The organism is Mahella australiensis 50-1 BON (assembly GCF_000213255.1).
GTDB lineage: Bacteria > Bacillota > Clostridia > Mahellales > Mahellaceae > Mahella > Mahella australiensis.
Genome location: NC_015520.1, coordinates 2527528 through 2541724 on the forward strand (window position 1 = coordinate 2527528; position 14197 = coordinate 2541724).

Consider the following 14197-nt stretch of genomic DNA (forward strand, 5'->3'; position numbering starts at 1 on the left):
TTATACCTGCTCCCTTTCCAAAGAAGTCCTGTATTCCGAAGGGCTTTTACCGGTATATTTTTTGAATAATTTACTGAAATAATTAGGATCATTGTATCCCACGCTATAGCATACGTCCTTTATGCTTCTCGATGGATCTGCCAGCAATTCTTCGGCCTTTTGTATTCTCAAGCTGCCAAGATAATCTACAAAATTTCGGCCGGTTTGTTCCTTGAAAAATTTGCTGAAATAATGATAGCTCATATTCACTTCACGGGCCACATCGTCCATGGTTATATCCCTATTATAGTTGTGTGCTATGAAATCTTCAACGCGCCGTATGATTTCATTAAGCGCCGTATCCTTTCGGGTTTTTATGTTTTGTGAGGTTGTTTTTATCCATGCCAATATAGACGTTTTTATTTCCTGTATGTCTTCATTGACAGAAATACCATATGCACCATCGTCATATGGCATGTCAGCCTCCATATAATACGAAGCCGCCCTTTTCAGCACAATAAAAAGCTCTTTCAGCATAGCGGCTATCTTGCTTTCTTGCCCCCTGTAATTCAATGCCATCCAATCGAATATTTCATTAAACAAACGCGCGGCACCTGTGCCGTCACCCATAATAACCCTGTCTATCAATAATTTTTCCTTATTAAACGGGTAAATATCCCTTCTGGCGAAAACAATATCCTGATCATCAAAATGAGATATCTTTTCCTCATCGATTTTAAGCGCTCTATCCGCTTCATCATATGATATGGTAAAATTTTCTATGCCATAAGGTCTGCCTATACCTATTCTGTAATTCAAGTTTACCCTTTCATCCAACCGGGAACACAACCTTTCGGCTATCTCTATAGATTCGTTTTTTATTTCAAAGCCGTTTCTTTCACGTTCCACCGGCACATACGCGGCTATGCTGTTGAGCATGGGGGGACCTACAAGGCATGGCACTATCGATTTCAATTCAGTCGCGAAACAATCGTAAAATGCCTGTTTGCCAATGCTGTTAGCAACGTTGTCCACATAGTTTACGCTGCCTATCATAATATAGCCGTAACCTAGTCGCATACCGAAAATATTCTCGTAAAACTCTATATTATCGTCGTCAACCTTTCCGTAAAAATGCGAATATACGAACTCGCTCTCCAAATGCGGCAATATTCTATTTAATGCCTCTTTAAGCTCCAGCTCCTCCGCTATGGACTTGCGCTGTTTTGTTATGATTTCGGCCGCCTTATCTATCACCTCGATTATTTTGTTCTTGTTGAGCGGTTTAAGCAAATAATCATATACGCCGAGGGCTATGGCATCTTTAGCATAATCGAAGTATTCATATGCCGTTATTATAATGAATATTATGTCGCTATGCCTCTCCTTAATTTTTTTTATGGCTTCTATGCCGTTTATCCCAGGCATGCGTATGTCCATAAGCACTATATCCGGCCTTATTTCATTTATTTTTTCAACGGCTTCGCGCCCCGAACGCGCACTTCCTACCAATACAGCATTGGGTATGTTCTTTTCTATTATAAACTTTATAGAATCTATCACTATTTGCTCGTCATCAGCTACAAATATCTTTATCACAGCTTATCTCCTTTCGCAGGCAGCTTCAGGCTTACGGTAGTCCCTTTGCCCTCCTCGCTGCATATCTCTATAACATCGCGCACGTTCTCGATATCATAAAACAGCATAAGCCGCTTTATAACATTATGCAATCCTATACTCGAACTCTCACCGCTTTTATCCGGCGAAAGTATTTTGCTTACTGTATCCCTATCCATGCCCTTGCCGTTATCAGTTACCTTTACATAAATATAAGGTTTATAATACCTCGCTTCAATTTTTATAAATCCCTTACCTTCTATATCCTCTATACCGTGAACAAATGCGTTTTCCACCACGGGTTGTATTATGGTAACCGGTACTTTAAAATCTAATATATCTTCATCGGCATATATTTCAAAGTCCACCTTGTCGCCAAACCTTGTTTTAAGTATATACATATAGTCCCTGACATTATCGATCTCATCCTTCAAAGTAACAGGCTGATCCATTTGACGCAAGTTATAGCGGAACAACGATGCCACTTTTCCTATGAATTCGGATGATTTATCAGCGCCTTCCATCATAGCCAGCTGTGATGCCGCATTTAATGTATTGAACAGGAAATGAGGGTTTATCTGGGATTGAAGAGCCTTCAATTCCGCTTCTTTTAGCCGTGTTTTTAATTCAGCCTGTTCTTTTATTTCTTTTATATACTCTTTTATGCTGGCCAACATTCTGCCGAAAGCATCCGCAAGTACTTTTACTTCGTCGTTAGCCGTTATATCAATTAAGGGTTCTACATTGAAGTCGCCTTCGCTTACCCTTTCCGCGGAATGAGAAAGCTCTATCAGAGGCCCTGTTATTCTACCGGTCAGATACACAGCGAGAAACAGGCTCAATGCTATTGAACCCGATATCAGAAATATCTCCAAATAGCTTATATAAGATACATTTTTGGCTATGTTGCTGTACTGTGCGGCTCCCTTGTCCAGATTATTGTACAGCAGCTCATTTATATACGATTGGATATACCCGGCTATTTGGTTTGCTTCGGTAAAACTCTTTATATACTGGCTGCTGTTTCTGGCACGCTTTGCGTTAATCGCATCATCGGTCTTTATCAACAGGTTCTGAATCATATTGCCTATATCCTTCATCATCAGACTTTCGACATCATAACTGTAGTCTGCCGTCATCTCATGGGACTTGCTTTCAAGTTCATTGTATAAGGTATAATAGCTTAAAAGCGCATCGGACGAACGCGTGGAAAGGTATTTTTCCACCTCTGCCTCCAAAGAATTTATGCCGGAATAAAGGTCGTTTAATTCCATATAATCGGCAAATATACCGCTCATCCTATCAGTGGCGTTTCTCGCGTTATAATAAGACAAAACGCTGATGCCGCTCATTATAATTATCACGATCAGATAGTATAAAAAAATCTCTCTCCTTATACCGGTCATCCTAAATATACCTTTACCGCGCATATATTATATCATCCTTAGTTATTATCTTTAAATCGGTATCTATAAACGCAGAAACATTGTTTTCCTTTTTGATCTCTACAAGCGATTTTATGCTATTATAGCCCATTTTATAAGGGTCATTCATTACTACCCCGTATATGACGCCTTTATTTATATAATCCAGTATATCCTCACTGTCGCCATAGCCGACAATCTTAATCTCCCCTACCTTATTGTAGTCGACCACAGCCTGAGCCACTCCCAGCGTATCGCTGGCATCGGTAACATATATGGCGTCAACTTTAGGCTGGCTGCGTATAATACGTCCAACTATATCTTCCGCGCTCAATATGCCCATCTCGGATGTATAGATGTCAGCGATATTTATCCCGTTATAGTTTTTGGCTATAGCATTCTTAAATCCGCTTACAGTTATATTTTGGCTGGATATATCGCGCTGAGCGCTGTTTATTATAACAGCCACCCTGCCCTTTCCGCCCATAGTTTCATTGACAAGCTTTGCAGCTTCTTCTCCCAGCAAAAAGTTGCTCACGCCGACAAATGTCTTCCTCTTGCTGGCAGCCGCATCGTTTTCCATGGTAACAACTGGTATGCCATCATCGGCAGCAGCGTTTATTACATCGGTAAAATCCTCATTGTATGGTACATGAGTAACTATACCGTCCACTTCCGATGCTATCGCTATATTGAGGAACTTCTTTTCCTCTCCGGAGTCGTTAAAGCGCGGCGCTTTGAATTCATAGGCCACGCTGTAATGTTTGGCGGCATCGTCCGCGCCTTTCTTCACCTCCTGCCAAAAAGGATCGCTCAGATTGGGCGCAACCATATAAAAATGATATTTGGGCCGATCTTCAACAAAAGAGCCTATTTTTTTGTTAACGTTTGTTATCATCGCACCAGTTATCATTATAGCGATTATAAGTATAATATTTATGATATTGTTTTTAATATAGTTTACAAATCTCATACCCTTCATCCCAATATATATTATACTACTTTGCAAACAGCTTGACATTATCGCGTCCGTCGCCTTTCGCCATATACAAAGCACTATCGGCTTGAGCTATTATATCACGCTCAGCCTGGACGATATCTTTTATGTCATGAGGTTCGATACATGCCGCTCCTATGCTTATAGTCATACGTATCCTCTTGCCGCCATTGCTTATATCAAAATCATGCTCCCTAACGGCTTGTCTTATGCGTTCTCCAAGCATTATAGCTCCATTTCCATCGGTATTAGGGCATATAACAAGAAATTCTTCACCGCCGTATCGTATGACAACATCGCTCTTGCGAACATTCATGCTTATTATCTGCGCGAGCTGTTTCAGCACAAGATCGCCCGCCTGATGTCCATACATGTCATTAACTGCTTTAAAGAAATCCAAATCCATCATAAGGCACGACAACGGCTGTCCGTATCGCAGGGAATATGATAGATCCCCCGCCAAGCGATTGGTCATGTAACCGCGATTATATAATCCGGTCAGCGCGTCGGTTATCGAGAGACGCTCCAGCAAGGAATTTTTCTCAATAAGTTCGGCCTGCTGTGCTTCCAATTCCTCTTTATCAAGCTGCAATTCCTGATAAGAAGCCTGCAGATTATCGGCCATATAGTTGAACGCCTCAGCCACACGCCCTATTTCATTCCGGCTTCTATATTCCATGCGCTCATCCAGATGACCTTCGGCTAAACGCGAAGCCCTGTACGCCACCTCTTTTAATGGCGTTACAATTGTGCGCCGCATAAATATTGCAAATGGTATAAGCATGGCCGCCGAAACGATACCGATTAATCCAATTGCCGTAAAAGTCATAGAGATCACCCTGTCGTAAAAGTTTTGCACAGGTACCTCGGTAACAATGCCTATATTCCTTTGAGCAATCCATCTGTATGAACCAAGCACCGCCTTCCCATCAACACCGGCATATCTTTTTACACCTGTGCCTCCGGATAATACTGCCTTTATGCCATCGTCCCTCATATATTTCTCGCCTATGGTATCGAAAGCAGCAGTATTACTGATACCATCGGCCACAGCTATCATGTCATTGTACGAAAGTATATAAGTTATGCCATTAACGGCAGGATCTACAGCATTCAATCTGCTTGCCAAGCTATCCATAAATATCACGCCCACGACAACACCGGCAGGCGCATCGGCTTCATCTGATACTACAGGGGCGGCAAATACAAAAACGGGCCGGTTTGCGGTCCTGCTAACCATAGGCCCCACGATATAAGACTTTCCTCCTATAGCAGACTTAAAATAATTTCTGTCACCATAATATATTCCTGAATAATATCTCGTATTTACTATCGAATACCCTTCACGATTTATATATAGTAGCGAATCGAATATGATATTGTCGTCGTGCTGCCGACTTAAAAATGCCTCTATGCGTTGTTGGTCAAGAGAGCGTATCTCTTTATTCTGCACCATAGAGTTTACTTTTAATAGATATTGGTCAAACCATAGGTTTATATACTCCACCTGCCTTTGAGTAGTATTGTGTAAACTGGAAGATACGATATCAGATATAAAATGTCTGAAATAAATATTTAACACAACAGCAAAAATCACCATTGATACTAAAAGTATAGACACGAGAATAGTTGTTATAATTCTAGACACCGATGTTTCAGCGTACAATGATCCATGTTTTACCATTTAAAGCTTTCACCTTTCGTACATAATGCTCAATAAAACTATTGTAGCATCATATACGCGCTTATAGCAATACACACCCGAAATTTCAGCGCTAGTTTGCAGCATGTAATAGCAATGAATGCTATAACAGTAATTAATCGGAATAGAATTTCTCATATACCATCGAGGAAATATTTACTGGCTGCCCCCAAAGGTCTATCTACCCACTTACCGTTTGTGAAATCGATCTGATTTGACTTAAATACTCCATCATATTTGCATCTTCGTCACAATTGTATATATATCCAAGATGCTCAGCAACAATCAAAGCAGTCTTTCTGAACAAATCACAGGCCGTAAATACCGCTGTCCAAAGATGAGAATAATCGCCATCCGAATAAGTGCTTACATACATATTATATAAATCATCCGGCAAGTATTTTTTATAATATTTCCCTTTATATCCCACCGAAACCCTGAAATTGGTATTTATGCCTATATACCAGTCTATCATTTTATGGAGCATTTCCCGCACAGGGGAATTATACATCCACATGGCATAAGCCAGTTGATCCCTCTCTATTCCTTTAGCCACATTATTAAGGCACCACCAAAATTCATTGCAACAGCTCGAATATTCGGGCTCCGTGGGTTTGCGAATCCAATAATCAATATCCGACGGCTCTGGAATCGCAGGTAGAATATTATCTTTATCCAAAAGAGGAACAGTTAATCTATCCCCTGTATATTCTTCAAGCACAGTGTCTTTCGTTTGGATATGCAAGTCAATGCGGTTGCCATCCTTAAAAAGCATCAGCCAAGTATACGAATTATTAAAATCAACCTCTTTGCCTAAAACTGAATCTATTTTGTCGGGCTCCTGACAAATAGCCAGTTCTCCAAAGACTGAAATCCAGTCTTTATCTTCCAAAAATGATCTGGTCTCGGTTACCACATACACGATATCGTAATCCTGATATGCATCTTTCGTTATATTCGGATTGGCTCGTGAGCCATTCATATAAACAGCTCGAACGTGTTCATCGCTCTCAGCAACGCCCAGAATTAATTCCATCATTTCTTTTTCGCTTCTCATCCTTTAACACCTACTTTACGAGTTTATTGAAGTACCTTCCAAGCAAAGGCAGACCAGATAAAAACAGTGACCTACAGATAGATCCATTTTATAAGATTATAACATCATAGACGAAAAAGATAAATATTTCAAAATTAAGGCCACATAAAAATAAGCCCCGCAGAAATATGTTGCAGGGCTCATCCTTATGGTCTTGTCATAACCTCAACCTTTAAGCGAACCGATCATAATACCTTGAATAAAGTAACGTTGTAAAAACGGATATACAATAACTATTGGGATTATAGTAACAACCATCGTCGCCATGGTTATAGACCTGACATTCACCTGCGCTGTCCTGCCAACATTCCCTAAAGTTACGCCGGCTCCCGAAGCGCTTTGAGCAATAGATTCGGCAAATCTCGCCTCTGAAATTATGGAAAGCAATACGCTTTGCATTGGTTTTAATTCCTGTTTAGTAACATATATGAAAGCATCAAACCATGAATTCCACTGCCCTACAGCTATAAAAAGCGCTATTGTGGCTACGATTGGAGTCGATATGGGAAGTATTATTCTAAAAAATACTGTGAAGTAATTTGCCCCATCTATACGTGCCGATTCCTCTAAGGCCTCTGGAATGCCTTGAAAATACGTCCTCATCAACATCATATTCCATACGCTGATAAGAGCCGGTATAATATACACCCAGAAATTATTCATCAAGCCCAGAGATTTTATAAGGAAGTACGTTGGCATAAGGCCACCGTTAAAAAACATCGTGATAAGGCATAGTATAGTATAAAAATTTCTTCCCTTAAGGTTCCTATGTGCCAGCCCATACGCCAACATAGCGGTCAGCAATAAAGATAGAGCTGTGCCTATAACCGTCCTGGCTATTGTGATAAAGTACGCATTATATACCAAGGGATTTTGAAAAATAAGCTCATAATTACGAAACGTAAAAACACGAGGATAAATAGTTATGCCACCCCTTACCGTATCGCCTGCATCATTAAGGGATATTGCCAAGGCATTAAGAAACGGATATAGCGTTACAATCACAACTATGAGCATAATTACTACATTTACTATATCGAATATTCTATCACCAATGGATTTACTGCGCATGATCTCACTCCTCTCGCTGCCTTAAAATAGTGCATTTTCTGTTCTGGCAGCCAATTTATTAGCACCTAATAAAAGCGCTATATTTATGACCGATTTAAATAAACCTGCCGCCGCTGCATATGAATACCTCGCCTGCTGCAAGCCCACTCTGTATACATAGGTATCTATAACATCGGCATAATTTATTAAAAGCGAATTAGTCATTTGGCTGGTCAGTGTCATTATTTGATCAAAGTTAGTATTAAGCAAATTACCTACCGTAAAAATGAATAATAAAATAATAGTAGGCCTAATGCCGGCCACAGTAATATGCCACATTTTTTGAAGCCGTCCCGCGCCGTCCATATCGGCTGCTTCATATAATTCCGGATCTATAGACGAGATAGCCGCGAGATAAATAATTGTGCCCCAGCCAAGTTCTTTCCATAAGTCGGTAAGAACAGCTATTGGCCAGAAATATCTGCCCTCTCCAAAGAAGTGTATCGGCCTATCTATTAAGCCCAACGACATTAGCAATGAATTTACCGCACCATTGTCCACTGATAAAAAGTCAAACATGAGTGTTGCGGCAACAACCCATGATATAAAATGCGGCAGATAGCTTATGGTTTGTACAGATTGCTTAAAATATTTAACGCGCAATTCGTTGAGCAGTAAAGCAAATATAATAGGAGCCGGAAAATTAATTATCAATTTTAATAAACTTATAACTATCGTATTGCGCAATACTCTGCCAAAATTAGGATCCGTAAACAGATATTCGAACTGTTTAAATCCAACCCATTGACTCATGCCTGGAAAGTCACCCAGTTTGAACTCCTGAAAGGCCATCAACACACCATACATAGGTATATAAGCAAAAATAATCAACCATATGATTCCAGGTATTACCATGAATTGCAGGTCAATTTGTCTGATGAAATCCGTCAAGCCACTTTTTTTATTAGAAACCTTCGGCTGTTGCAGTGCAGTTTGACCGCTCATTTACATAAACTCCTCCCCTTTGATTTCGTATGAGTAAACCAATTAAACGGATAGCTTACAGAGGAGACAACTATTGGCCTCCTCTGTAAATGATTTAATTTCTTATTTACTGTAGCGGCCCTTGGTTAAAACCGTACCCACTTTTGAAACATTTTCTTGATATTTCTTATCATATATCTCTTCTATTTTGGAAAGGCCATTCTTATCAGCAAAAGCTACGATTTCATTATAGGCTGCTTCGGCTTCCGCTTGTGATTTAGCCATTAAAACCTTTGGGTAGTTCTCTTTAATATAATTGTCAATCAACGTTCTCTGAATCCCTTCATTGCTCTGAGGATCCACGACATCGGCTATCCCTGTAAACTCATCGCTGAGAACCTTTGTGGGGGTCAGAATGTGCGCTTGAGTACTGATTACCCAATCCTGCTTTTCCGGGGGCTGCATATCGTTAACAGCAAATTTTATTTTGTCGATATGATCGCTATGACCGGGTATCATCCAAAACCATAACCCAAGGCGATTCATTTCATCCGACGTAAACTCAGACTCGGGCTTTTTCAGTATAGGTATCGGCAGCCCGTCTTCACTGGTCTTTGTTTCATCCCACAGTTCACCTTTTGGGCCATACATCTGCAATACTGCTGCCTCTGGAGTATAAAAGTATGTCCACAAGTCGAAAATCCTTTGCGGATTTTTAGCGTTCTTTGTTATGCAAGTAACATTCCAGCCTACAGATGTGTCGATATCTCCGTAAATATCACTTGGGCTTAAACCATTAGCCGGTGGGAAAGGATTGGGTTGAACTATTTCATAGCTGTCATCCGGATATTTTTCTTTTAGAATTCGGCGGAACCTGTTAGTGGAATCCTGAGAATGATCATAATACAACAAAGCTGTTCGCCCCGCCACTATTTTCTCAAGTATCTGATCCTTGGTATCGGTAAATTGTGTCTCCGATATGAGTCCCTCGCGCCACCATTTATTTATCTCCATACTGGCTTGTTTAAACACAGGGTCTTTGAAAACAAACTGATATTTTTTATCTAGAACAGTGTACCAGCCATTGGTCAGAACACCACCAAAGGAACGATAGAATGCACCCGCCAGCATATTGCCGTCGGGAGTATAGTCTGTTATAAATGGAATAGTAGGCGCTCCGTCTGCTGTTTTAGGAACATCGCTTTTTATCTTTTTAGCATAATTATATAAATCATCAAACGTTTCAAGCTTAGGACTACCAGCGGCTTCATATAACTTTTTATCGTAGATCCATACGTTATTGCCTCCCGTAGCTGCTGTTCTCGGCCAGTTAGGTATACCGTAAAGCTTTCCGTCTATCTTTAACATATCTATGGTATTAGGCAAGAGGTTTTGTTGCATATTAGGGTTTTTCTCCATAAATGGCTCCAAGGGCTGCAACAAACCTAAACGAGCCATTTTTATATTATCCGCACCCCTATCCATCATTATGGAATCAGGTAGATCGCCCGATGATATCATGACATTGAGTTTTGCCTGCGGGTCGGAATCCGGCTTCTGGAACTCAACAGTAACGTTAAATTTTTCTTTAAGAGTCTTCGACACTTCGTCTTGAGCCCATGGTTTTATACCCCAATAATCATAGTTGAAGTAATGCGTAAATGTATATGGTTCGAGCGTTCCATCGCTTGACGAGTCGCTTGAAGACGCTTTGTCGGAATCATTTGTCGCAGAATTATCTGAAGAATCATTAGAAGTATTACTTGTCCCACATCCAACCACTAGAACAGCAAAAATAAGAATTGCCGCCAGTAACGAAAATAATTTTTTCTTCCTCATATATAACTCCTCCATTTTTTATTAATAATAAAAACTCTATAAAAATATTTCCTATAAACAATAATGCAAAAGCTCAACAAATAAATATAAGGCATCACCTCACCCTTACAATTATTTTAGTTTCACACATATAACTTATCCTACACAACACCTCCCCATCCAAAACTGAGATAATTATAGTATATGCTAAATAAGTTGTCAAATATTTTTTGTTCATTTATCACAATTTAAAATTGTAATATTGAACAAATTCATAAATTCAAAATTATCCATTAGATATATATTCAACCAAAAAGAAAACCCTGCAGAAACATGCTGCAGGGTTCTAAAAGGTGGGTTTTATGTCAAGCTTTAAAAGCTCGCTGCCATATCGGTTTTGCCTACATACAATAAAAGGCAAAATAAAAACCGCGGAGTTACCGCGGCTTATTTAATCCGTTCCACTCCCTTTCAACGCCTACGAGGTTAGCTGACGGGCTCGAGCTGAAAGAGTTGCTCTATCCTTTACGGAATACGCCCCATCTGATGGTTCCCCCGCTTTACGGCAATAATGCCGAAAATTAAGCGCTCAACGAACTTATTAACTTTTAACAAATTTATTATATAACATGAAGGCTAATGACTCAAGTTCTATAATTGGCGATTATAGTCCATAATCCGTCGTTTATACACTATAATATGCATTATGCTCTTTATTGCTCATTCTTGCTACCTGTTACCTTTATTCCTTATAATGCCATTCTCATAATGCGGCACCAAATCTATAACATCGTTCTTTAAGCAATATTTTATATCCTCTTCAAATCCGGCCTCCATAAGCTTTCCATAATGGTATGTATGGCTCAACAGCCTATTCAGATCGCTTTTATTTAACTCATATATGTATCTGCTGGTCAGCGCTAGGTCGTCGAGCTCTACCTCTTCCTTATTGCGGCATATATACGATACTACCATTCCTGCAGTAACCACATCGTCTAATGAGAACTTGCCATCTGTACCGGCGCATAATATGACCACATCTTTATTCTCCTGACACAAATGTTTGGCTACCGCCGCAGCGTTAAGCATACAGCCTATCACTACTTCGGCCGCTTCATAAGCGCGCCTTATAGCCCTGGTACCGTTAGTAGTGGTTATTATAATAGTTTTATCCTTAACAGTTTCTTCAGTATATTCGAGCGGCGAATTGGACAAATGAAAACCGTTTATCCCGACAGTTCCCCGTTCGCCTGCTAATAAAAACATATTTTTATCATAGTTCTTGGCCATATTTACGGCTTCTTCTATCTCCATAACCGGTATTACTTCTTTACACCCGTTGGCCAATGCTGTAACAATGGTGCTCGTAGCCCTAAGCACATCTATTACAACGGCTACCCTCCCTTTTAATTCTTTCTCCAGTATGCTATTTTCCGTCGCAAAAACGCTAAGATTCATGGACAATTGGCACGCGGCTATAACCGCTGCCCCTCCTTCCTGTATACAAAAACTCCAGCTTTTTTATTATACATTCTTGTATAGCATCATGCAAGTTTCAATTGCCGAATATCCATCGCACGGCTATGGCTGCCATAATAAACCCTGTGATATCGGCCATAACGGCGGCTGGGAGAGCATGGCGGCTTTTTTTCACTCCAACCGCTCCGAGATAGATGGTCAATACATAAAAAGTGGTTTCGGTAGAGCCCATCATAGTAGAGGCTACTCTGCCTATGTAGGAATCCGGGCCTGCCGCAGACAGAATATTGCCAAGCACGCCCAATGAGGCACTGCCGGATAGCGGCCGTACTATTATAAGCGGCAATACTTCCGATGGGATACCCAACGGCTTTAATACAGGAGCCGCAAAGCTGGCCAGCATATCCATGGCTCCCGACGCTCGAAATACTTCTATAGCCACAAACATCGCTATCAGATAGGGCATTATCTTAAAAACCGTCACTATTCCATCTTTAGCCCCATCCACAAAGGCATCATAAACCTTTACCCCGCGTATATATCCCGCAGTAAGCACAAAAAAAATAAAAAGCGGCACCAGCCATGACGATACGAGCCTCAATATATGGCCTTCTCCAGTATCTTAGCTGCGCATATACCGACCACGGCTGCACAAAAAGTGGTTATCAGCGTTGTACCGATTATACCGGCCGGATCAGAAGAGCCGGCACTGCTGCGCATGGCTATTACTGTGGTAGGTATGAGCTGCAACGATGCAGCATTTACAACTACCAGCATAGCCATATCATCGCTGATAGTCTCTTTATGAGGGTTTAATTGCTGTAAATGCTGCATTGCCTTTATACCAAGCGGCGTAGCGGCATTTCCCAAGCCCAAAACATTAGCTATTACATTCATGGATATAGCGCCCATAGCAGGATGGCCCTTGGGCACATGAGGAAATAATATATGCAGGACGGGGCGCATTACACGCGAAAGCGCATCTATTAGCCTCGCTCTTTGCGCTATCTCCATTATGCCCAACCATAAACCATATGCACCTATCAGGCCAAATGAAATTACGACGGCCTGCGAAGCTCCGTCTATAGCCGCTTTGGTAACGGCATCAGCCCGACCGTTCAGCAAACCTACAATTATACCGACTGCCAGCATCACAGCCCATACGGCGTTTATCACACTGTCCACCCCACCTGCTTTTTGCAATATATACTCGATTAATATATATTCGGCAGAAGGTGGTTTTATTCAACAAGCGCCTGTAACACTTTTATAGCACTCGAATAAAATATATATAGACTATATATATTGTGAAAGGGGAATAGCCATGAATAACGGTTATTCAAACTATGAGCAAAATGCTCCACAAAAGCCTCCTTTCCCGGGCGACAGGTATCCAGGGCTAGCCGAGGCATATGTACCGTACCAGCGCTATACAAACAGCTTTCCACCTATGGAAGCGTTAAAAAACGGCACCATGTTTCCTGAACTGGTAAAGCCCTATAACAAGGTAAAGGCATAGGGAGGAAGATAAAATGTCTGATAATAGAACAGAGTTATTAAATCAAATAAGGGCCATAGAATTTATGGCTGTGGAATTAAACCTATACCTGAACACGCATCCGAATGATCAAAGGGCTCTCAACGAGTATAACTACTACGCAAGGCAGCTCATGGGAACTAAAAGTGAATATGAACGGCGTTATGGACCTTTGAGCAATTTCGGTGGGTCTTTCAGCCGCTACCCATGGCAGTGGATAGAAGAACCATGGCCATGGCAACAAGATATAATCCCCGCCCAAGAAAAGGAGGAATAGGAATATGTGGTTTTATGAAAAGAAAGCACAATATCCCATAAAGATAAAAAAGACTGATCCCCGTATGGCCAGTTATATATTATCTCAATATGGCGGCCCTGATGGAGAATTAGCAGCATCTCTGCGCTACCTCTCTCAGCGCTATGCCATGCCTACCCCAGAAGCTATAGCCACATTGAACGATATAGGCACCGAAGAATTCGCGCCGACATGTTATCAATGATATGACCCAAGCAA

13 protein-coding genes, 1 pseudogene and 1 riboswitch are annotated in these 14197 nt (G+C 40.9%); of the genes and pseudogenes, 3 read left to right on the forward strand and 11 right to left on the reverse strand.

The genetic code is table 11. The annotated features are described in order from the left end of the window. From MAHAU_RS11830 to MAHAU_RS11880, 11 genes are all read right to left on the reverse strand, one after another. Nucleotides 1-1578, reverse strand: a complete 1578-nt coding sequence (locus MAHAU_RS11830) for a response regulator (protein WP_013781961.1) — start codon at nucleotides 1576-1578, stop codon at nucleotides 1-3. Continuing rightward, on the reverse strand, nucleotides 1575-3026 hold the full coding sequence (locus MAHAU_RS11835) for a sensor histidine kinase (protein ID WP_013781962.1): 1452 nt from the start codon (nucleotides 3024-3026) through the stop codon (nucleotides 1575-1577). The genes MAHAU_RS11830 and MAHAU_RS11835 overlap by 4 nt, the downstream gene beginning before the upstream one ends. Further along, nucleotides 3016-3993: a substrate-binding domain-containing protein gene (locus tag MAHAU_RS11840; protein WP_013781963.1), complete on the reverse strand. Its 978-nt coding sequence runs from the start codon at nucleotides 3991-3993 to the stop codon at nucleotides 3016-3018. Before MAHAU_RS11840 ends, MAHAU_RS11835 begins: the two co-directional genes overlap by 11 nt. Nucleotides 3994-4018: 25 nt before the next feature. Further along, the gene (locus MAHAU_RS15120) at nucleotides 4019-5701 is read right to left on the reverse strand and encodes a sensor domain-containing diguanylate cyclase (protein ID WP_013781964.1); all 1683 of its coding nucleotides are present in this window, start codon (nucleotides 5699-5701) and stop codon (nucleotides 4019-4021) included. Nucleotides 5702-5900: 199 nt separating this feature from the next. Continuing rightward, on the reverse strand, nucleotides 5901-6776 hold the full coding sequence (locus MAHAU_RS11850; RefSeq protein WP_013781965.1) for an aminoglycoside 6-adenylyltransferase: 876 nt from the start codon (nucleotides 6774-6776) through the stop codon (nucleotides 5901-5903). A gap of 204 nt (nucleotides 6777-6980) precedes the next feature. Beyond that, complete coding sequence (locus tag MAHAU_RS11855; RefSeq protein ID WP_013781966.1) at nucleotides 6981-7886, reverse strand: carbohydrate ABC transporter permease; 906 nt, start codon at nucleotides 7884-7886, stop codon at nucleotides 6981-6983. Between the two features lie 21 nt (nucleotides 7887-7907). After that, the gene (locus tag MAHAU_RS11860; protein WP_013781967.1) at nucleotides 7908-8870 is read right to left on the reverse strand and encodes an ABC transporter permease; all 963 of its coding nucleotides are present in this window, start codon (nucleotides 8868-8870) and stop codon (nucleotides 7908-7910) included. Between the two features lie 102 nt (nucleotides 8871-8972). Beyond that, entirely contained in the window at nucleotides 8973-10688 is a 1716-nt protein-coding gene (locus tag MAHAU_RS11865; protein WP_013781968.1) for a type 2 periplasmic-binding domain-containing protein, read from the reverse strand. A 438-nt stretch (nucleotides 10689-11126) separates the two neighbouring features. Continuing rightward, nucleotides 11127-11265, reverse strand: a riboswitch (cyclic di-AMP (ydaO/yuaA leader). Nucleotides 11266-11396: 131 nt separating this feature from the next. Then, nucleotides 11397-12125 (reverse strand): 2-phosphosulfolactate phosphatase, encoded by a 729-nt coding sequence (locus MAHAU_RS11870; protein ID WP_013781969.1) that lies wholly within the window; start codon nucleotides 12123-12125, stop codon nucleotides 11397-11399. A gap of 97 nt (nucleotides 12126-12222) precedes the next feature. After that, nucleotides 12223-12747 (reverse strand): spore maturation protein, encoded by a 525-nt coding sequence (locus tag MAHAU_RS11875; protein WP_013781970.1) that lies wholly within the window; start codon nucleotides 12745-12747, stop codon nucleotides 12223-12225. Next, nucleotides 12744-13322, reverse strand: a complete 579-nt coding sequence (locus MAHAU_RS11880; RefSeq protein WP_013781971.1) for a nucleoside recognition domain-containing protein — start codon at nucleotides 13320-13322, stop codon at nucleotides 12744-12746. The genes MAHAU_RS11875 and MAHAU_RS11880 overlap by 4 nt, the downstream gene beginning before the upstream one ends. Before the next feature lie 148 nt (nucleotides 13323-13470). Between MAHAU_RS11880 and MAHAU_RS11885 the strand changes: the two genes are divergently transcribed. The 3 genes and pseudogenes from MAHAU_RS11885 to MAHAU_RS11895 form a co-directional block, all read left to right on the forward strand. Continuing rightward, complete coding sequence (locus MAHAU_RS11885) at nucleotides 13471-13665, forward strand: spore coat associated protein CotJA (protein ID WP_013781972.1); 195 nt, start codon at nucleotides 13471-13473, stop codon at nucleotides 13663-13665. 13 nt (nucleotides 13666-13678) lie between these two features. Next, the gene (locus tag MAHAU_RS11890) at nucleotides 13679-13960 is read left to right on the forward strand and encodes a spore coat protein CotJB (protein ID WP_013781973.1); all 282 of its coding nucleotides are present in this window, start codon (nucleotides 13679-13681) and stop codon (nucleotides 13958-13960) included. A 4-nt stretch (nucleotides 13961-13964) separates the two neighbouring features. After that, nucleotides 13965-14165, forward strand: a pseudogene (locus tag MAHAU_RS11895) (manganese catalase family protein); the annotation flags it as partial. Between the last annotated feature and the right edge of the window lie 32 nt (nucleotides 14166-14197).

Bases quoted from the DNA above. Each gene is read 5' to 3' on its own strand.
- MAHAU_RS11835 (WP_013781962.1), bottom strand. From the start codon at position 3,026: ATGCGCGGTAAAGGTATATTTAGGATGACCGGTATAAGGAGAGAGATT.
- MAHAU_RS11840 (WP_013781963.1), bottom strand. From the start codon at position 3,993: ATGAGATTTGTAAACTATATTAAAAACAATATCATAAATATTATACTT.
- MAHAU_RS15120 (WP_013781964.1), bottom strand. From the start codon at position 5,701: ATGGTAAAACATGGATCATTGTACGCTGAAACATCGGTGTCTAGAATT.
- MAHAU_RS11850 (WP_013781965.1), bottom strand. From the start codon at position 6,776: ATGAGAAGCGAAAAAGAAATGATGGAATTAATTCTGGGCGTTGCTGAG.
- MAHAU_RS11855 (WP_013781966.1), bottom strand. From the start codon at position 7,886: ATGCGCAGTAAATCCATTGGTGATAGAATATTCGATATAGTAAATGTA.
- MAHAU_RS11860 (WP_013781967.1), bottom strand. From the start codon at position 8,870: ATGAGCGGTCAAACTGCACTGCAACAGCCGAAGGTTTCTAATAAAAAA.
- MAHAU_RS11865 (WP_013781968.1), bottom strand. From the start codon at position 10,688: ATGAGGAAGAAAAAATTATTTTCGTTACTGGCGGCAATTCTTATTTTT.
- MAHAU_RS11870 (WP_013781969.1), bottom strand. From the start codon at position 12,125: ATGAATCTTAGCGTTTTTGCGACGGAAAATAGCATACTGGAGAAAGAA.
- MAHAU_RS11885 (WP_013781972.1), top strand. From the start codon at position 13,471: ATGAATAACGGTTATTCAAACTATGAGCAAAATGCTCCACAAAAGCCT.
- MAHAU_RS11890 (WP_013781973.1), top strand. From the start codon at position 13,679: ATGTCTGATAATAGAACAGAGTTATTAAATCAAATAAGGGCCATAGAA.